Source organism: Spirillospora sp. NPDC048911, from assembly GCF_043198015.1.
Classification (GTDB): Bacteria; Actinomycetota; Actinomycetes; order Streptosporangiales; family Streptosporangiaceae; genus Spirillospora.
Genome location: NZ_JBICUD010000007.1, coordinates 535678 through 552393, shown reverse-complemented (window position 1 = coordinate 552393; position 16716 = coordinate 535678). Strand labels below are relative to the sequence as shown.

Here is a 16716-nt window from a genome sequence, read left to right as displayed (position 1 = left end):
GGGAGCGGGCGTCAGGGGCGGGCCTAGGAGCGGGTGGTGGTCAGGGGGTTCTGGCCGTCGGTGATGGTGTCGGCCGACGGCTTGGTCCCGGCCTTGGTCCCGGCCTCGGTTCCGGGTGCGGGCGCGGTGTAGGGCGCGTCGTCCACGAGTGTGGCCTCGTTGAACGGGTCCTCGCCGGCCAGCACCGACAGGGCACGCTCTCTGTCGATCTCCTTGGTCCAGGTGCCGATCAGGACGGTGGCGACGGCGTTCCCGGCGAAGTTGGTCAGCGCCCGCGCCTCGGACATGAAGCGGTCGATGCCGACGATGAAGCCGACGCCGTCCACCAGCTCGGGCCGGTGCGACTGGAGGCCGCCCGCGAGCGTGGCCAGCCCGGCCCCGCTCACGCCCGCCGCGCCCTTGGACGCGATGATCATGAAGAGCAGCAGCGTGATCTGCGAGCCGAGCGACAGGGAGCTGTCCTGCGCGGTCGCGATGAACAGCGTGGCCATGGTCAGGTAGATGGCGGTGCCGTCGAGGTTGAACGAGTAGCCGGTCGGGACGGTGATGCCGACGACCGGGCGGCTCACGCCCAGGTGCTCCATCTTCGCGATCAGGCGGGGCAGCGCCGTCTCCGAGGACGAGGTCGACAGGATGAGCAGGAACTCGCGGGCCAGGTAGCGCAGCAGCGTCAGGATGTTGATCCGGGCGCCGAGCCAGAGCACCGTGCCGAGCACGCCGAAGACGAACAGCGCGCACGTCACGTAGAAGCCCAGCATGATCACCGCGAGGCTGCGCAGCGCGTCCCAGCCGGTCTCGCCGACGACCGCGGCGATCGCGCCGAACGCGCCGACCGGCGCGGCCCACATGATCATCGCTAGGATCCGGAACACCCAGCGCTGGATCAGCTCGACGCCGCGCAGGATCGGCTCACCCGCCGGGCCGAGCTTCTGGAGCGCGAACCCCGCCAGCAGCGCCACCAGCAGCGTCTGCAGGACCTCGCCCTCGGTGAGCGACGACACCAGCGAGGTCGGGATCATGCCCAGGATGAAGTCGGCCAGGCTCTCGCCGCCCTTGGCCTGCTCGTGCGCCTTGGCGGCGGACGCCGGGTCGAGGTGCATCCCCGCGCCCGGATGCAGTAGGTTGCCCACGATAAGCCCGATGAGCAGGGCGAACGTGGACATCGCCGTGAAGTAGGTCAGTGCGATCACACCGACCTTGCCGACCTTCGCGGCCTTGGCCACCGAGCCGATGCCGAGCACGATCGTGCAGAAGATGATCGGCGAGATCATCATCTTGATCAGGTTGACGAAGCCGGTGCCGAGCGGCTTGAGCTCCTTGGCGAAGTCGGGGGCGACGAAGCCGACGATGACGCCCAGCACGACCGCGACGATCACTGAGACGTAGAGATAGTGCATACGGTCCCGGCGCGGTGCGGGCTTGCCGTCGGCAGGGGGTGGGGATGCGGCGTGACCGTCCGTGTGCGGGCTGGATGCCACGGTGGTCGCCTCCTTCGCGGGTCGGGGTGGGCTTTGGTCTTCAGCTGTGGGTGTTCGGCTGTGGTGTTCCTGTTCCGCGAATATCGGCTTTTATGTGACCGCGGTCACGCTTGTGTACATTTCGTTCACGGGCCAGATGCGCAGGTAGAAGCGAGGGTGAGCGCGGATGCGATGGAAATCGGTGCCGGTACGGCGCTGGAGCGTCGCCCGGCAGCTGCTGGTGCTCCAGGCGGTCATCGTCGGCCTGCTGGTCGTCGCCGGCGCCGTTCCCGCCTACCTGGACGCGCGCGACGCGGCCGACGACCGGGCCCGCGAGACGGTCACCGCGGTCGCCGCCACGGTCGCCAGTGCGCCGGGCCTGAGCGCCTCGCTGACCTCGAAGGACCCGAGCCGCGAGCTGCAGCCGTTCGCCGAGCGGATCCGCGCCGGCACCGGGGTCGACTTCATCACGATCATGAATCCGGCGGGCATCCGCTACACCCATCCCGACCAGTCCCGGATCGGGCAGCGTTTCCTCGGCAACACGGCCTCCGCGCTCGCCGGCCGCCCGTTCACCGAGACCTACACCGGCACGCTCGGCCCTTCCGTCCGGGCCGTCGTCCCCGTCTTCGAGGAGGAGCGCGTGGAGCCGCGCGGGGAGCGGCGTGTGGTCGGGATGGTGGCGGTCGGCATCACCGTCCGCGCGATCAGCGCCGAGCTCCGCGGACGCCTGCTGTGGCTGGCCGCGATCGCCGTCGCCGTGCTGGCCGCCGGGTTCGGCGGCACCTACCTGGTGAGCACGCGGTTGCGGCGGCAGACGCGGGGCGTCGCGCCGGACGAGCTGCGGCACATGTTCGACTACTACGAGGCGATCCTGCACGCGGTCCGCGAGGGCCTGGTGATCCTCGACCGGGACGGCAGGGTGGTGCTCTGCAACGACGCCGCCCGCGAGCTGCTCGGCCTCGGCGCCGACCCCGTCGGAACGCCCGCCGGGGAGCTCGGGCTCGGGGCCGGGCTGGCCGGCGCGCTGGTGTCGGCCGAGCGGAGGTCGGACGAGATCCACATCGGCGACACCCGCGTCCTGGTGGTCAACACTGTGCCGGTGCGGTCGGGCGGGCGGGCGATGGGCACCGTGGCGACCCTGCGCGACCACACCGATCTGCAGGCCCTGATGGGCGAGCTCGACACCGTGCGCGGGTTCGCCGAGTCGCTGCGCGCCCAGGCGCACGAGGCCGCCAACCGGCTGCACACGGTGGTGTCGCTGGTCGAGCTGGGCCGGCCCGAGCAGGCCGTCGACTTCGCGACCGCCGAGCTGGCGACCGCCCAGGCGCTCACCGACCGGGTCGTCGGCGCCGTCAGCGAGCCGGTGCTGGCCGCGCTCCTGCTGGGCAAGTCCGCGGAGGCGGCCGAACGCGGCGTCGAGCTGCGCATCACCGAGGACACCGCGATCGACGACACGCGCGGGGCGATCGATCCCCGCGACCTGGTCACCGTGCTGGGCAACCTGATCGACAACGCCGTCGACGCGGCGGTGGCGGGCGACGGGCCGCCCCGCGTCGAGGTGAGCGCCCGCACGCTCGACGCCGAGCTCGTGCTGCGCGTCGCCGACACCGGGCCGGGGATCGAGCCGGGCCTCGTCCCGGACGCGTTCCGGCAGGGCTGGACCACCAAGCCGCCCGACGGGCCGGTGGGGCACGGCCTCGGGCTCGCGCTGGTCGGCCGGGCGGTGCGGCGCCACGGCGGCGACATCACGGTCGAACGCGACGTCGGCGCGGTGATCACCGTCTCCCTGCCGCTGGACGACCCGGAAGGCCTGTCGTGATCCGGGTCCTGGTGGTGGAGGACGAGGCGGTCGCCGCCGAGGCGCACCGGCGCTACGTGGAACGGGTCGCGGGGTTCACGGTCGCGGGCGTGGTGCACTCGGGCGCCGACGCGCTGCGGTTCTGCGAGCAGCGGCGCGGCGAGGTCGACCTCGTCCTCCTCGACTTCTACCTGCCGGACACGCACGGGCTCAAGGTCTGCCGGGCGCTGCGGGCGGCCGGCGTGCCGGTGGACGTGATCGCCGTGACGTCCGCGCGGGATCTCACCGTGATCAGATCGGCCGTGTCGGTCGGGGTCGTCCAGTACCTGCTCAAGCCGTTCACCTTCGCCTCCCTGCGGGACAAGCTGGAGAGCTACGCGCAGTTCAGGCGGCGGGCGGGGCTGCCCGGCGAGGTGACCGGGCAGGCCGACGTCGACCGCATGCTCGCCGCGCTGCGCACCCCGGAGATGCGGTCGCTGCCCAAGGGCATGAGCGGCGAGACGTTGCAGACGATCACCGAGGCGCTGACGGGCGCCGCCGAGGGGCTCTCCGCCGCGTCGGCCGCCTCGCTCACCGGGGTGTCCCGCGTGACCGCGCGCCGCTACCTGGAGTACCTCGCGGAGAACGGCCTGGCCGAGCGCCGCCCCCACTACGGCCAGGTGGGGCGGCCGGAGCTCCGCTTCTACCCGGCGGCGGGCTGAGCGCCTAGGGTGCTGCCCGTGACCAACGACATGAAGGCGAACCCCGAGTTCCAGGCGAATGTGGCGGCGTTCGAGCAGACGGTCCGGTCGACGATCGCCCTGGCGGAGACCTTCACCGCGGCCGACTGGGACCTGCCGACCGAGTGCCCGGGCTGGAGCGTCAAGGACGTCGTCTCGCACCTCGTCAGCGTGGAGACCCTGCTGCTGGGAGAGGACCCGGCGCCCGGCCACGTCCTGCCCGACGATCTCCCGCATGTGCGCGGCGACATGGGGCGCATGCTGGAGTTCGGGGTGGACGCGCGCCGCGCGGTCCCGGGGCCGGAGGTGCTCGCCGAGCTGCGTGACGTGCTGGCACGCAGGCTGGCGGCGCTCGCCACGACGGACCCCGATCGGGAGACCATGGCGCCGACGGGACGGATGGTCACGTACACGACGTTCATGGTGTTCCGCGCGTTCGACTGCTGGGTGCACGAGCAGGACGTCCGGCGCGCGGCCGGCCGTCCCGGCAACCTGGACGCGCCCGGCGCGGAGTGCACCCGCGCCATCCTGCGGCCGGGGCTGCCCATGGTCGTCGCCAAGCGGGCGGGCGCGGCGCCGGGGCAGTCGGTCGCGTTCAGGATCACCCGGCCCACGCCGTCGACCGAGTACGTGCAGGTCGGCGCGGACGGGCGCGGAAGCCTGGCCGACGGTTCCGGCACGGCGCCGACCACGACGTTGAGCATGGACTGGGAGACCTACGTGCGGCTGGCGGCCGGCCGGTGCGCGCCCGCGGACGTCGCGGTCGAGATCGAAGGCGACGCCGAGCTGGGCGCCCGGGTGCTCGCCCACCTGGCCGTTACACCCTGATCTCGTCCTGAGCTCGCGGCCCGGCGACATTGGCGAGGGCTTTGATCGATATTGGGGTTCCGGATCCACAAATCTCCTGGTCACTGGGCTAGTGTCCGGAGTGACCGCTCTGAACGTCGAGGGATGGGGGGAAGGTTTGATCGAGAGTTCAGCATCCACCGGCTCCGCGTCGGAGCCCTTCGACGCACGGAGGACTATGGCCGACAACTTCTCGGGCCCCTTCCACTAGCGGCCCGTCCCACTCGGAGACCGTGGCACCCAACGCCACGGTCTCTGAGTTTTCTCGGTCGTCCTGCTCGGTTGTATTTTCCAACTGACTTTCGCCACGGTCGGCGCGAGCCAGTCAGTTGGATTTTCAAACTCACGAGGAGCCGCCGTGCGCCTGCGGTCCGTGCTCGGCATCGCGGTCCTGGTGGCGGCGTTCGGCGACCGCGCCGGCTCGGCGGCCGCGTTCGACGAGGGCTGGCTTCTCACGGTGGTCGCGACCGCGGGCGTCGCGGCGGTGTGCCTCTTCCTGCCGCGTCCGCGCAAGGTGTGACGGCCGCCACGGGCCTGGTCGGTTGTGTTTTCCAACTCGCGAACGGATAGTGAGGTTCGGTGAGTTTGTTTTTCCAACTGATCGCTGAGGAGGGCATCATGCGGGACGCGGTGATCGTGGCGGCGGTGCGGACGCCGGTCGGCAAGGGCAAGCCGGGCGGGGCGCTGCACGCCGACCATCCGGTGGACCTGCTGGCGCGCACGCTGAAGGCCCTGGTCGAACGCAGCGGGATCGACCCGGCGCTGGTGGACGACGTGATCGGCGGCGTGGTGACCCAGGTGGGCGACCAGGCGATGAACGTCACCCGGTCGGCCGTGCTCGCCGCCGGGTTCCCCGAGAGCGTGCCCGCCACGACCGTCGACCGGCAGTGCGGCTCGTCCCAGCAGGCCGCGCACTTCGCCGCGCAGGGCGTGATCAGCGGCGCGTACGACATCGCGATCGCGTGCGGCGTGGAGTCGATGTCGCGCGTGCCGATGGGGTCGAACGTGCTGCCGGGCAGCGACCCGTTCGGCCCCGGCGTGCACGCCCGCTACCCGGAGGGGCTGATCGGGCAGGGCATCGGCGCCGAGCTCATCGCCGCCCGCTGGAAGCTCTCCCGCACCGATCTCGACGCGTACGCCTACGAGTCGCACCAGCGCGCCGCCGCGGCCTGGGAACGGGGTGACTTCGACCGCGAGGTCGCCTGGGCGGGGCAGCGCGACGAGACCGTGCGGCCGGGCACCTCGATGGAGGCGCTCGCCGGGCTCAAGCCCGCCTACCACCACCCGTCCTACGCCGAGCGCTTCCCGGAGATCGGCTGGCAGATCACCGCGGGCAACGCGTCTCCGATCAACGACGGTGCCGCCGCGCTGCTCATCATGAGCTCCGACGCCGCCGCCCGCCTCGGCCTGCGCCCGCGCGCCCGCTTCCACACGTTCGCCGTCGCCGGTGACGACCCGCTGCTCATGCTCACCGCGATCATTCCCGCGACCGAGAAGGCCCTGGCCCGCTCCGGGCTGGCCCTCTCCGACATCGACCTCTTCGAGGTGAACGAGGCGTTCTCCCCGGTCGTCCTGGCCTGGCAGCACGAGACCGGAGCCGACTTCGCCAAGGTGAACGTGCGGGGCGGCGCGATCGCCATCGGCCATCCCCTCGGCGCGAGCGGCGCCCGCATCATGACCACGCTCCTGCACGCCATGGAGGACCGCGGCGCCCGTTTCGGCCTCCAGACGATGTGCGAGGCCGGCGGCCTGGCCAACGCCACCATCCTCGAACTCCTCTGATCCGACCGACCCCGCCTAGGCTGGACGCCATGCCCGCTTCGAAGAAGGACACGCGGCCGCGCGAGTGCTCGGTCGCCGATGCCCTGCAGATCGTGGGGGAGCGGTGGACGCTCCTGGTGATCCGCGAGCTGCTCTACGGCGTGCGCCGCTTCGACGGGATCGCGCGCAACACCGGGGCGTCCCGTGACATCCTCACCGCGCGGCTGCGCAAGCTGGAGGACGCGGGCATCGTCCACCGCGAGCTCTACCACGAGCATCCGGCCCGGTACGAGTACCACCTCACCCCGTCGGGCCGTGAGCTGAGCGACGTCCTCTCCATGCTCATGAAATGGGGTGACCGGCACATCAACGCCGACGACCCGCCCGTCCGCTGGATCCACACGTGCGGCGAGGTGCTCGATCCGGTCGTCGTCTGCGCCCACTGCGGCAAGCCCGCCCGCGACGGCGGCACCCCGACCGGGCGTGGCGCGCTGGCCGGCTAACGCACGTGGAAGGTGAACGTGACGTCCATCGGCTTCTTGTCCTTCGACTGCGGCAGGCCCTCGATGTGGACGGTCGCCGTCCCCGCCCGTACGGGGGCCACCACCCACTCCGTGAAGCCGGGGTCGACGAGGTAGTTGACCTGGTTCAACCGCACGGCCCCGCCGAGGACCCTCGGCTCCTGCCAGCCCCACCCATGTCCCAGCCGGATGCTCACCCCGGGCTCGCGCACGGTCGCCTCGCGTCCGCTGTCCCGCTCGGTGAGGATCAGCTTGCCCGCGGGATCCGGTGAGGCGGGCGCCGAGGTGGTCGGGGTGGAGGCGGACGCGGTCGGTCGCGAGGTGGCGGGAGCCGGGGTGACCGGCGGTGTCGTGGGCGCGGGGGCGGACTGCGGTGTGGCCGCGGCTCCGTCCTCGCCCGAACAGCCCAGGACGCAGAGGCTCGCGACGAACAGGACCGCTGGAAGTCGACTCCGCATGGCGCCCAACGTAACCGTTCGCCAGGACTTGACAAGGGCGCCATAGGAAACTTATAAATCTGCTTGTAGGTTTCCTCTGACTTGGAGGGCAGGTATCGGGAGGCCGACTCCCGGATCTTCGGAGGTGATGCACGATGTTGCTGACGTCGATCGACCCGTTCGTGCAGGAGTTCGAGCGTCAGTTCGACCGGCTGGCCCGGCAGGCCGCCGGCCCCTCGATGCCGATGGACGGCATCCGCCGCGCCGACGATGTGGTGCTCCGCTTCGACCTTCCCGGCATCGACCCCGACTCCGTCGAGGTCACCGTCGACCGCGGCGTGCTGACCGTGAGCGCCCGCCGCGAGGAGGAGTACGGCGAGACCGAACGGCTGTTCGTCCGCGAGCGGACGATGGGCACGTTCACCCGCCGCGTCTACCTGTCCGAGCACCTCGACCCCGACGCGATCGAGGCCGCCTACAACAACGGCGTGCTGGCCGTCCGCATCCCCGTGCTGGAGCGAGCCCGCCCGCGCAAGATCGAGGTGCAGCGCAGCGGCGACACCCACAAGGCGATCCACAGCTGAACGACCGTGTCCCGGCCGGTGACGGACGTTCCGTCACCGGCCGGGCCGACTCCCCGGGAGCACCGTGACCGATCGATCAGGCCACCGCGTGTCGCCGCTCGACGACGAGCACGCACCGCTGTTCACCGTCGGTCAGGTCGCCGAGATGCTCGATGTGCAGCAGGCGTTCCTGCGCCGCATCGACGACCAGCGCGTGGTCTCGCCGCAACGGTCCGCGGGCGGGCAGCGCCGCTACAGCCGCCACGACATCGGCCAGGTCGAGCAGGTCGTCTCCCTGGTGGGCGAGGGCATGACCCTCCCCGCCATCCGCCGCATCATCGAGCTCGAACACGAACTCGCCGCCCTGCGCCGGGAGCGCGACGACCTGGCGGCCCGGCTCCGCACGCTGAAGGAGCCCTAGCGAGTCAGATCCTGGCAGCGGTGGCCACGACCGCGGTGTAGTGCATCGTGAAGGCGCCGCCCACCTTGTCGATGGCGGCGCCGATGCCCGCGAGGATCTCCTGCAACTTCTCCTGCGGCAGCCTGGTGTGGAGGCCCTGGGTCGGCAGCTGGTCCAGCCACTCGTCCCGGGTGTAGACGCGCTCCCAGGGGAACCGCCACTGCTCGGCCTCGCCGAAGGCACCTGCCTGGCGCATCCCGTCGGCCGCCTTGTCGCCCATCGCCGAATAACCGTCCACAGCGGGCCCCGGCAGGCGCGGCATGTCGGGCATCAGCCGGGCATAGACCGCGGCGAAGGCGCCGGCCACGTCGGCGAAGGGTCGCCCGCGTTCCAGAACACCGCCAGCCGGCCACCGGGACGCAGGACCTCCGCCGCCTTGGCGGCCCCGGCGACCGGATCCACCCAGTGCCACGACTGCCCGGCGATGACCGCGTCGAACGTCCGCCCGGCGGGCTCCCAGTCCTCGAACGTCGCCACCTCGCTCTCGATGCCGGTCCGCCGCGCCAGCTCGGCCATCCGGGCGTCGGGATCGACCCCGAGGACCGTGCGGCCGGCGGCCTGGAACTGCCGGGACGAGATGCCGGTGCCGCAGCCGACGTCGAGGACGTCCGGCCCGGGGGTGGCGGCGACGATCCGTTCCACCATGGCGTCGGGATAGTGCGGCCGGGCACGGTCGTAGCGTTCGGCGTCCGTGCCGAACGACTCCGCGACCTGCCGGTACTGGTGGGTCTCAGGTAGGGTGGGCATGCGCCCACTATAAGTGGGCACGTGCCCACTCGTCCAGTGAAAGGCGGCGGAATGCCGACAGGGGTGGCCATGCGCGACGCGCGCCGGCAGTTGTTCGACGCCGCCGAGCGCCTCCTGCTCCGGGACGGCCCGAACGCGCTGACCAGCCGGGCCGTCACCGACGAGGCGGGCTGCGCCAAGGGCGTCCTGCACCGGCACTTCGCCGACTTCGACGCCTTCCTCACCGAGCTCGTGCTCGACCGCATCGACCGGCTCGAACTCCAGGCCACGGCCCTCCGGCAGTCCGCCGGCACCGGCACCGTCGACGGCAACCTCACCGACGCGCTGACGGCCCTGTTCGAGTCGGTCGCCGTGGCGATCGTCGGCCTCATCACCTTCCGCGACGAGCTCCGCGACCGCCTGCGCAAGACCAGGCCGGCCGGCGTCCCCCTCCTGACCGAGGCGGCAGCCATGATCGCCTCGTATCTGGCCGCCGAACGCGAGCTGGGCCGCATCGCGGCCGACGCCGACGTCCAGACGCTGGGCCTGACCCTGATCGGCGCCGGTCACCTGCTCTTCGCCGACCGTGAGAGCACACCCCCCGAGCCCGGGGCCGTCCACCGAATGGTGACCACGGTCATCGCCGACGTCGTCCAGAGACGTCTGCTCTGACGAGCGCGGCGGAGTGACGGCCGGTCAGAAGCGCGCGTTCGCGCCCCCTGTCACGGTCAGCACTCGATGACGTTGACGGCCAGGCCGCCTCGGGACGTCTCCTTGTACTTGTCGAGCATGTCGCGGCCGGTGTCGCGCATGGTCTTGATGGCCTTGTCGAGCGAGACGAAGTGGCGGCCGTCGCCCCGGAGGGCGATGCGGGCGGCGCTGATGGCCTTGGTGGCGCCGACCGCGTTGCGCTCGATGCAGGGGATCTGGACCAGGCCGCCGATGGGGTCGCAGGTCAGGCCCAGGTTGTGCTCGATGCCGATCTCGGCGGCGTTCTCCACCTGGGCGGGGGTGCCGCCCAGGACCTCGGTGAGGCCGGCGGCCGCCATGGAGCAGGCGCTGCCCACTTCGCCCTGGCAGCCGACCTCGGCGCCGGAGATGCTGGCGTTCTGCTTGAAGAGGACGCCGATGGCCCCGGCCGTGAGGAGGAAGCGGACGGCTCCCTCGTCGGACGCGCCGGGGACGAACTTGGCGTAGTAGTGCAGGACGGCCGGGATGATTCCGGCGGCGCCGTTGGTGGGGGCCGTGACGATGCGGCCTCCGGCGGCGTTCTCCTCGTTCACTGCCAGGGCGAAGAGGGTCACCCAGTCCATGGCGTGCAGGGGGTCTGTGGGCTCTTCGCAGGAGAGCTGGCGGTGCAGCTGGGGCGCGCGGCGGCGGACCTTGAGGCCGCCGGGCAGGAGACCCTCGCGGGTGCAGCCTCGCGTCACGCACTGCCGCATCACGTGCCAGAGGTCGATGAGCTTCTGCTTGATCTCTGGCTCGGTGCGGCCGAAGGCCTTCTCGTTCTCCATCATGAGGGCGGAGATCGACAGGCCCGTCTCGTTGCAGCGGTCGAGGAGCTCGGCTGCGGTGTCGAACGGGTGGGGGAGCACCGTGTCGTCGGGCTTGATGCGGTCGGCGCCGGTGGCGTTCTCGTCCACGATGAAACCGCCGCCGACCGAGTAGAAGACCTTGCTGCGGAGCTCGTGGCCGTCGTCGGAGTACGCGGTGAAGCGCATGCCGTTGGGGTGGCCGGGGAGCGACTCCTTGCGCTCGAAGATCAGATGCTCGTTGACCGCGAAGGGGATCTCGTGGTGGCCGAAGAGCGTGAGCTTCTTGGTCTCGCGGATGGTCGCGAGGCGGTCGTCCACCGAGTCGACGTCGACCAGATCGGGCTTGTCGCCCTCCAGGCCGAGGATGACGGCCTTGTCGCTGCCGTGGCCCTTGCCGGTGAGGCCCAGCGAGCCGTAGAGGGTGACGTGGACGGTCGCCGTCTTCTCCAGGACGCCGTCGCGGTCGAGGCCGCGCGCGAAGCGGTGGGCGGCGGCCATCGGCCCGCCGGTATGGGAGGAGGAGGGACCGATCCCGACTTTGAAGAGATCGAAAACGCTGATGGCCATGGCTGCTACCTCGTTGTAGCCGCTCCCCGCCGGGTCGCCCCGGCGGGGAGTGCGCGCATTACAGGTTGGGATAGAGGGGGTGCTTGTCGGCCAGCGTCTTCACGCGGGCCGACAGCGCCTCGGAGTCGAAGGACGGCTGGAGTGCCAGGGCGATGACGTCCGCCACCTCGCGGAAGTCCTCGTCCTGGAAGCCCCGGGTCGCCAGGGCCGGGGTGCCGATCCGCAGGCCGGACGTCACCATCGGCGGGCGCGGGTCGTTCGGCACCGCGTTGCGGTTGACGGTGATGCCGATCGAGTGCAGCCGATCCTCGGCGTCGCGGCCGGTCAGCTCGGAGTCGACCAGATCGACGAGGACGAGGTGGACGTCGGTGCCGCCGGTGAGGACCTGCACGCCCGCCTTGGCCGAGTCGTCGGCGAGCAGGCGTTCGGCCAGCACGCGCGCGCCGTCGACGGTGCGCTGCTGGCGGGCCTTGAACTCCGCCGAGGCGGCGACCTTGAGGGCCACGGCCTTGGCGGCGATCACGTGCTCCAGCGGGCCGCCCTGCATGCCCGGGAAGACCGCGGAGTTGATCTTCTTGCCGTACTCCTCGCGGGCGAGGATCAGGCCGCCGCGCGGACCGCCGAGGGTCTTGTGCGTGGTGGTCGTGACGACGTCGGCGTGCGGGACGGGCGACGGGTGCAGGCCCGCGGCCACCAGGCCCGCGAAGTGCGCCATGTCGACCATCAGCAGGGCGCCGACGGAGTCGGCGATCTCGCGGAAGGCGGCGAAGTCCAACTGACGGGGGTAGGCCGACCAGCCCGCGACGATCATCTTGGGTCGGTGCTCGGCGGCCAGGGACGCGACCTCGTCCATGTCGACCAGGCCGTCCTCGGCGCGCACGTGGTAGGGCACCACGTTCAGGGTCTTGCCCGAGTAGTTGAGCCTCATGCCGTGGGTCAGGTGCCCGCCGTGCGCCAGGTCGAGGCCGAGGATCGTGTCGCCGTGCTGGAGCAGCGCGAAGTAGACCGCGGTGTTGGCCTGCGCCCCGCTGTGCGGCTGGACGTTGGCGTGCTCGGCGCCGAACAGCTCCTTGGCCCGGTCGATGGCCAGCTGCTCGGTGACGTCGACGTACTCGCAGCCGCCGTAGTAGCGCCTGCCCGGGTAGCCCTCGGCGTACTTGTTGGTGAGGACCGACCCCTGGGCCTCCAGGACCGAGACCGGCGCGAAGTTCTCCGAGGCGATCATCTCGAGGGTCGACTGCTGCCGGTGGAGCTCCTGGGCGACCGCCTCGGCGACCTCGGGGTCGACCGCCGCGAGCGAGTCGTTCAGGGTCGTCATGCTCAGCTCTCCTCGATCAGCTTGGCGTACGCCTCGGCGTCGAGGAGGTCGCCCGGCTCGTCGCTGACCCGGACCTTGAAGATCCAGCCCTCGCCGTACGGGTCATCGTTGATGACCTTGGGCTCCTCGATCACGGCGGCGTTGATCGCCGTGATCTCGCCGTTGACGGGGGAGTACAGGTCGCTGACCGACTTGGTCGACTCGACCTCGCCGCAGGTCTCGCCCGCCTCGACGGTGTCGCCCTCGCCGGAGCTCAGCTCCAGGTAGACGATCTCGCCGAGGGCGTCGGCGGCGTGCTGGGTGATGCCGACCGTGACGATGCCGTCCTCGCTCTCAAGGCCGGACACCCACTCGTGCTCTTCGCTGTAACGGAGCTGCTCCGGAACGCTCACGATAGTTCTCTCTCCCAGGTTCAGGTTTTTACCGGTGTCAGGAACGCTTGTAGAACGGCAGGGCCACCACGTCGACGGGCTCCCGCCGCCCGCGGACGTCCACCGCGAGCTCGGTCTCCGTGACGCCGCTGTCGACGTACGCCATGGCGATCGGCTTGCCCAGTGTGGGCGACGGAGCGCCGCTCGTCACGATTCCGCACGGCGTGCCGTCCGACGCGACGACCTCGTAGCCCTTCCTGGGGGCGCGCCGGCCGCGCGCGACCAAGCCTACGAGCCTGCGGCCCGGAGGGGTCTGGGCCTGCGCCGCCAGGGCCGCCTTGCCGACGAAGTCGCCCGGCTTGTCCAGCTTCACGACGCGGTCGAGGCCCGCCTCGTACGGGGAGGTCTCGGCGGTCAGCTCGTTGCCGTACAGCGGCATGCCGGCTTCGAGACGAAGCGTGTCACGGGACGAGAGCCCGCAGGGGACGACCCCCTCGACCTCGGCCAGCGCCCGCCAGAGCGCCACGGCGTCGCCGGAGTCGACGAACAGCTCGAAGCCGTCCTCGCCGGTGTAGCCCGTCCGGGCGAGCAGCGCGTCGGCCCCCGCCACCTTGGCCGCGAAGATCGCGTAGTACTTCAGCTCGGGCAGCGGCGCGTCGGTGAACGCGGCGAGGATCTCCTGCGCCCGGGGCCCCTGCAAGGCGATCAGGGCGTAGGCGTCGGAACGGTCGTCCACCCGCGCCTCGAAGCCCTGCGCCCGCTCGACCAGGGCGTTCCGGACCACCGCGACGTTGGCGGCGTTGGCCACGACCATCCACGTCTCGTCGGCCAGCCGGTAGACGATCAGGTCGTCGAGCACGCCGCCGTCATGCGCGCAGATCATGGTGTAGCGGGCCTTGCCCACCGCCATCGGCGACAGGTTGCCGACGAGCGCGTGGTCGAGGGCGACGCCGGCCTGGGGCCCGCTGAGGAAGATCTCGCCCATGTGGGAGAGGTCGAAGAGCCCGGCGCCGGTGCGCACCGCGGCGTGCTCGGCCGTCTCGCTCGCGTACCGCAGCGGCATCAGGTAACCGGCGAAGTCGACGAGATTCGCTCCGAGGTCCGCGTGGACGTCGTAGAGCGGCGTCTTCTTGGGTGACATGGGTCGGCTCCTTGTTCGCGGGCGCGCGTGATTCCCATCGTTTCACCCGCGCACCGGGCTCGTCGGTGCCTCCCCCTCTGTCATCGGAGCCTGAGAGCTTCACCCCGCGGGAGACGCGGCGGGGCTTGCACCTTCGGCGGGGGACGCGTGGTCCCCGCTTTCCAGAGGTCGCCTCGTCCGCGCGGTCCGTGGGCCTGAGAGGTTCCGGGGAGGATTTGCTCCTTCGGCGTCCCTGGCCGGCTGCCAGGGCACTCTCCCGCACGGGATCATCGGCTGCGCCCCAGGCTAGCAGCGCTCTCGCCCCCTGGACCACCTGTCAGAGGGTGGTCAGGCGAGGGTCATACGGGGGTCACGTACGCGCCGGAGATGCCGCCGTCCACCAGGAACTCGGCGGCGGTGACGAACGAGGCGTCGTCGGACGCCAGGAACGCCACGGCGGCGGCGATCTCGGTGGCCTCGGCGAAGCGGCCGGCGGGGATGTGGACCAGGCGGCGCGCGGCGCGTTCGGGGTCCTTGGCGAAGAGCTCCTGGAGGAGCGGGGTGTTGACCGGGCCCGGGCAGAGGGCGTTCACTCGGATGCCCTCGCGGGCGAACTGGACGCCCAGCTCGCGCGACATGGCCAGCACGCCGCCCTTGGAGGCGGTGTAGGAGATCTGCGAGGTGGCCGCGCCCATGACCGCCACGAACGAGGCGGTGTTGATGATCGAGCCCTTGCCCTGCTCGCGCATGTAGGGGATCACGTGCTTGCAGCACAGGTAGACGCTCGTGAGGTTGACGTCCTGGACGCGCTTCCAGGCGTCCAGGCCGGTCGCCAGGATCGAGTCGTCGTCGGGCGGCGAGATGCCGGCGTTGTTGAACGCGACGTCGATGCGCCCGTAGGCGTCGTGGGCCGCCCGGTAGAGGGCCTCGACCTCCGGCTCGGAGGTGACGTCCACCTTGACGAACAGGCCGTCGATCTCGGTCGCGGCGGCCTTGCCCGCGGCCTCGTCGAGGTCGGCGACGACCACCCGGGCGCCCTCCGCGGCGAAGCGCCGGGCGGTCGCCAAGCCGATCCCGCTGGCCCCGCCGGTCACGACGGCGACCCGGTCCTGCAAGCGCTGCATCTCTCTCCTCAGCCGGTGGTGTCTACTCGGTGGCGATGAAGACGTTCTTCGTCTCGGTGAAGGCGTCCAGGGCGTCCGGGCCCAGCTCGCGGCCGAGGCCGGACTGCTTGAACCCGCCGAACGGGGTCCAGTAGCGGACGGACGAGTGGGAGTTGACCGAGAGGTTCCCGGCCTCGACACCGCGGGCCATGCGGATGCCGCGGCCGAGATCGCGGGTCCAGATCGAGCCCGCGAGGCCGTACGGGGTGTCGTTGGCGATCCGGACGGCGTCGTCCTCGTCGTCGAACGGGACGACGGTCACGACAGGGCCGAAGACCTCCTCGCGCCAGGCGGGCAGGGTGTCGTAGGACGGGGTGGCGAGGACGGTCGGCGGGAACCAGAAGCCGGGGCCGTCCGGCGCGGAACCCCGGAAGGCCACGGCGTCCTCGGGGACGTACGAGGCGACCTTGGCGCGGTGGGCGGCGCTGATGAGCGGGCCGACCTCGGTCTCCGGGGCGCCCGGATCGCCGACGACGACGTTCTGGACAGCGGGTTCGAGAAGCTCCATGAAATGGTCGTAAGCGGATCGTTCGACCAGGATCCGGGACCGCGCGCAGCAGTCCTGGCCCGCGTTGTCGAAGACGGCGTACGGCGCGGTGGCCGCGGCCTTCTCCAGGTCGGCGTCGGCGAAGACGATGTTGGCGTTCTTGCCGCCCAGCTCCAGCGTCACCCGCTTCACCTGCGGACCGGCCGCCGCCATGATCTGCTTGCCGACGCGCGTGGAGCCGGTGAAGACGATCTTCCGGACGTCCGGGTGCTCGACCAGCCGGGCCCCGGCGACCGGCCCGGCGCCGGGCAGGATCTGCAGGACGCCCTCGGGCAGGCCCGCCGCCAGGGCCAGCTCGCCGATCCGCCGGGCGGTCAGCGGGGTCAGCTCGGCGGGCTTGACGATCACGGAGTTGCCCGCCGCGAGGGCGGGGGCCATGCCCCAGGCGAGGATCGGCATCGGGAAGTTCCACGGCACGATGACGCCGACGACGCCGAGCGGCTCGGCGAACGTCACGTCCAGGCCGCCCGCCACGGGGATCTGGCGTCCGAACTGCCGTTCCGGCGCCGCCGCGTAGTACGTGAGGACGTCGCGGACGTTCCCGGCCTCCCAGCGGGCCTGGCCGATCGGGTGGCCCGCGTTGGCGACCTCCAGCGCGGCGAGCTCCTCGACATGCGCGTCCACGGTGGCGGCGAACGCGCGCAGGAGCCGGGCCCGGTCGCCCGGAGCCACGGACCGCCACACCTCGAAGGCCCGTTTGGCGCGTTCCACGGCCGCGTCGGTCTCCTCGGCGGAGGCCAGCCGGACGGTCTCGACCACCTTCCCGGTCGCCGGGTTGATCACATCGAAGTCGGTCATGGTTCC

At 71.4% G+C, this 16716-nt stretch carries 19 protein-coding genes and 1 riboswitch; of the genes, 9 read left to right on the top strand and 10 right to left on the bottom strand.

Going from position 1 to position 16716, the window contains the following annotated elements:
• Positions 1-23 precede the first annotated feature (23 nt).
• Entirely contained in the window at positions 24-1478 is a 1455-nt protein-coding gene (locus ACGFNU_RS32180) for a cation:dicarboxylate symporter family transporter (protein WP_392599712.1), read from the bottom strand.
• A gap of 166 nt (positions 1479-1644) precedes the next feature.
• Between ACGFNU_RS32180 and ACGFNU_RS32175 the strand changes: the two genes are divergently transcribed.
• From ACGFNU_RS32175 to ACGFNU_RS32150, 6 genes are all read left to right on the top strand, one after another.
• Positions 1645-3279 (top strand): ATP-binding protein, encoded by a 1635-nt coding sequence (locus tag ACGFNU_RS32175; RefSeq protein WP_392599711.1) that lies wholly within the window; start codon positions 1645-1647, stop codon positions 3277-3279.
• Positions 3276-3959, top strand: a complete 684-nt coding sequence (locus ACGFNU_RS32170) for a response regulator (RefSeq protein WP_392599710.1) — start codon at positions 3276-3278, stop codon at positions 3957-3959. The genes ACGFNU_RS32175 and ACGFNU_RS32170 overlap by 4 nt, the downstream gene beginning before the upstream one ends.
• A gap of 18 nt (positions 3960-3977) precedes the next feature.
• The gene (locus ACGFNU_RS32165; protein ID WP_392599708.1) at positions 3978-4805 is read left to right on the top strand and encodes a maleylpyruvate isomerase family mycothiol-dependent enzyme; all 828 of its coding nucleotides are present in this window, start codon (positions 3978-3980) and stop codon (positions 4803-4805) included.
• 376 nt (positions 4806-5181) lie between these two features.
• Positions 5182-5343 (top strand): hypothetical protein, encoded by a 162-nt coding sequence (locus tag ACGFNU_RS32160; protein WP_392599706.1) that lies wholly within the window; start codon positions 5182-5184, stop codon positions 5341-5343.
• A 98-nt stretch (positions 5344-5441) separates the two neighbouring features.
• Complete coding sequence (locus tag ACGFNU_RS32155) at positions 5442-6605, top strand: thiolase family protein (RefSeq protein ID WP_392599758.1); 1164 nt, start codon at positions 5442-5444, stop codon at positions 6603-6605.
• 29 nt (positions 6606-6634) lie between these two features.
• Positions 6635-7087, top strand: a complete 453-nt coding sequence (locus tag ACGFNU_RS32150; protein WP_392599704.1) for a winged helix-turn-helix transcriptional regulator — start codon at positions 6635-6637, stop codon at positions 7085-7087.
• Here ACGFNU_RS32150 and ACGFNU_RS32145 read toward each other — a convergent pair.
• Positions 7084-7563, bottom strand: coding sequence for a hypothetical protein (locus ACGFNU_RS32145; protein WP_392599702.1), 480 nt, complete (start codon positions 7561-7563; stop codon positions 7084-7086). The two genes, ACGFNU_RS32150 and ACGFNU_RS32145, sit on opposite strands and share 4 nt — an antisense overlap.
• Before the next feature lie 134 nt (positions 7564-7697).
• Between ACGFNU_RS32145 and ACGFNU_RS32140 the strand changes: the two genes are divergently transcribed.
• Positions 7698-8126 carry an Hsp20/alpha crystallin family protein gene (locus ACGFNU_RS32140; protein ID WP_392599701.1) on the top strand — a complete coding sequence of 143 codons (429 nt, stop codon included), beginning with the start codon at positions 7698-7700 and terminating at the stop codon, positions 8124-8126.
• 64 nt (positions 8127-8190) lie between these two features.
• Positions 8191-8526, top strand: coding sequence for a MerR family transcriptional regulator (locus ACGFNU_RS32135; RefSeq protein ID WP_392599699.1), 336 nt, complete (start codon positions 8191-8193; stop codon positions 8524-8526).
• Positions 8527-8530: 4 nt separating this feature from the next.
• Here the strand turns inward: ACGFNU_RS32135 and ACGFNU_RS32130 are convergent, their stop codons facing one another.
• Positions 8531-8836 carry a hypothetical protein gene (locus tag ACGFNU_RS32130; RefSeq protein WP_392599697.1) on the bottom strand — a complete coding sequence of 102 codons (306 nt, stop codon included), beginning with the start codon at positions 8834-8836 and terminating at the stop codon, positions 8531-8533.
• A complete protein-coding gene (locus ACGFNU_RS32125; RefSeq protein WP_392599695.1) occupies positions 8836-9312 on the bottom strand; it encodes a class I SAM-dependent methyltransferase in 477 nt (158 codons plus the stop codon). Before ACGFNU_RS32125 ends, ACGFNU_RS32130 begins: the two co-directional genes overlap by 1 nt.
• A 51-nt stretch (positions 9313-9363) precedes the next feature.
• Between ACGFNU_RS32125 and ACGFNU_RS32120 the strand changes: the two genes are divergently transcribed.
• The gene (locus tag ACGFNU_RS32120) at positions 9364-9963 is read left to right on the top strand and encodes a TetR/AcrR family transcriptional regulator (protein WP_392599694.1); all 600 of its coding nucleotides are present in this window, start codon (positions 9364-9366) and stop codon (positions 9961-9963) included.
• Positions 9964-10019: 56 nt separating this feature from the next.
• Here ACGFNU_RS32120 and ACGFNU_RS32115 read toward each other — a convergent pair whose 3' ends face one another.
• From ACGFNU_RS32115 to ACGFNU_RS32090, 6 genes are all read right to left on the bottom strand, one after another.
• A complete protein-coding gene (locus ACGFNU_RS32115) occupies positions 10020-11393 on the bottom strand; it encodes an L-serine ammonia-lyase (RefSeq protein ID WP_392599692.1) in 1374 nt (457 codons plus the stop codon).
• Between the two features lie 58 nt (positions 11394-11451).
• Positions 11452-12711, bottom strand: coding sequence for a serine hydroxymethyltransferase (gene glyA, locus ACGFNU_RS32110; protein ID WP_392599690.1), 1260 nt, complete (start codon positions 12709-12711; stop codon positions 11452-11454).
• 2 nt (positions 12712-12713) lie between these two features.
• A complete protein-coding gene (gcvH, locus tag ACGFNU_RS32105; protein WP_392599688.1) occupies positions 12714-13103 on the bottom strand; it encodes a glycine cleavage system protein GcvH in 390 nt (129 codons plus the stop codon).
• A 37-nt stretch (positions 13104-13140) separates the two neighbouring features.
• Positions 13141-14223, bottom strand: coding sequence for a glycine cleavage system aminomethyltransferase GcvT (gene gcvT / locus ACGFNU_RS32100; protein ID WP_392599686.1), 1083 nt, complete (start codon positions 14221-14223; stop codon positions 13141-13143).
• A 172-nt stretch (positions 14224-14395) separates the two neighbouring features.
• Positions 14396-14492, bottom strand: a riboswitch (glycine riboswitch).
• A 69-nt stretch (positions 14493-14561) separates the two neighbouring features.
• Positions 14562-15326, bottom strand: coding sequence for a 3-oxoacyl-ACP reductase (locus ACGFNU_RS32095; RefSeq protein WP_392599684.1), 765 nt, complete (start codon positions 15324-15326; stop codon positions 14562-14564).
• Positions 15327-15348: 22 nt separating this feature from the next.
• Positions 15349-16710 carry an aldehyde dehydrogenase family protein gene (locus ACGFNU_RS32090; RefSeq protein WP_392599682.1) on the bottom strand — a complete coding sequence of 454 codons (1362 nt, stop codon included), beginning with the start codon at positions 16708-16710 and terminating at the stop codon, positions 15349-15351.
• Between the last annotated feature and the right edge of the window lie 6 nt (positions 16711-16716).

What these genes read in the sequence shown, in the direction of transcription:
- ACGFNU_RS32155 (WP_392599758.1), top strand. Translation starts at nt 5,442, where the DNA reads ATGCGGGACGCGGTGATCGTGGCGGCGGTGCGGACGCCGGTCGGCAAG.
- ACGFNU_RS32130 (WP_392599697.1), bottom strand. Translation starts at nt 8,836, where the DNA reads ATGCCCGACATGCCGCGCCTGCCGGGGCCCGCTGTGGACGGTTATTCG.
- ACGFNU_RS32125 (WP_392599695.1), bottom strand. Translation starts at nt 9,312, where the DNA reads ATGCCCACCCTACCTGAGACCCACCAGTACCGGCAGGTCGCGGAGTCG.
- ACGFNU_RS32090 (WP_392599682.1), bottom strand. Translation starts at nt 16,710, where the DNA reads ATGACCGACTTCGATGTGATCAACCCGGCGACCGGGAAGGTGGTCGAG.
- glyA (WP_392599690.1), bottom strand. Translation starts at nt 12,711, where the DNA reads ATGACGACCCTGAACGACTCGCTCGCGGCGGTCGACCCCGAGGTCGCC.
- ACGFNU_RS32120 (WP_392599694.1), top strand. Translation starts at nt 9,364, where the DNA reads ATGCCGACAGGGGTGGCCATGCGCGACGCGCGCCGGCAGTTGTTCGAC.
- ACGFNU_RS32115 (WP_392599692.1), bottom strand. Translation starts at nt 11,393, where the DNA reads ATGGCCATCAGCGTTTTCGATCTCTTCAAAGTCGGGATCGGTCCCTCC.
- ACGFNU_RS32175 (WP_392599711.1), top strand. Translation starts at nt 1,645, where the DNA reads ATGCGATGGAAATCGGTGCCGGTACGGCGCTGGAGCGTCGCCCGGCAG.
- ACGFNU_RS32140 (WP_392599701.1), top strand. Translation starts at nt 7,698, where the DNA reads ATGTTGCTGACGTCGATCGACCCGTTCGTGCAGGAGTTCGAGCGTCAG.
- ACGFNU_RS32150 (WP_392599704.1), top strand. Translation starts at nt 6,635, where the DNA reads ATGCCCGCTTCGAAGAAGGACACGCGGCCGCGCGAGTGCTCGGTCGCC.
- ACGFNU_RS32145 (WP_392599702.1), bottom strand. Translation starts at nt 7,563, where the DNA reads ATGCGGAGTCGACTTCCAGCGGTCCTGTTCGTCGCGAGCCTCTGCGTC.
- ACGFNU_RS32095 (WP_392599684.1), bottom strand. Translation starts at nt 15,326, where the DNA reads ATGCAGCGCTTGCAGGACCGGGTCGCCGTCGTGACCGGCGGGGCCAGC.
- gcvT (WP_392599686.1), bottom strand. Translation starts at nt 14,223, where the DNA reads ATGTCACCCAAGAAGACGCCGCTCTACGACGTCCACGCGGACCTCGGA.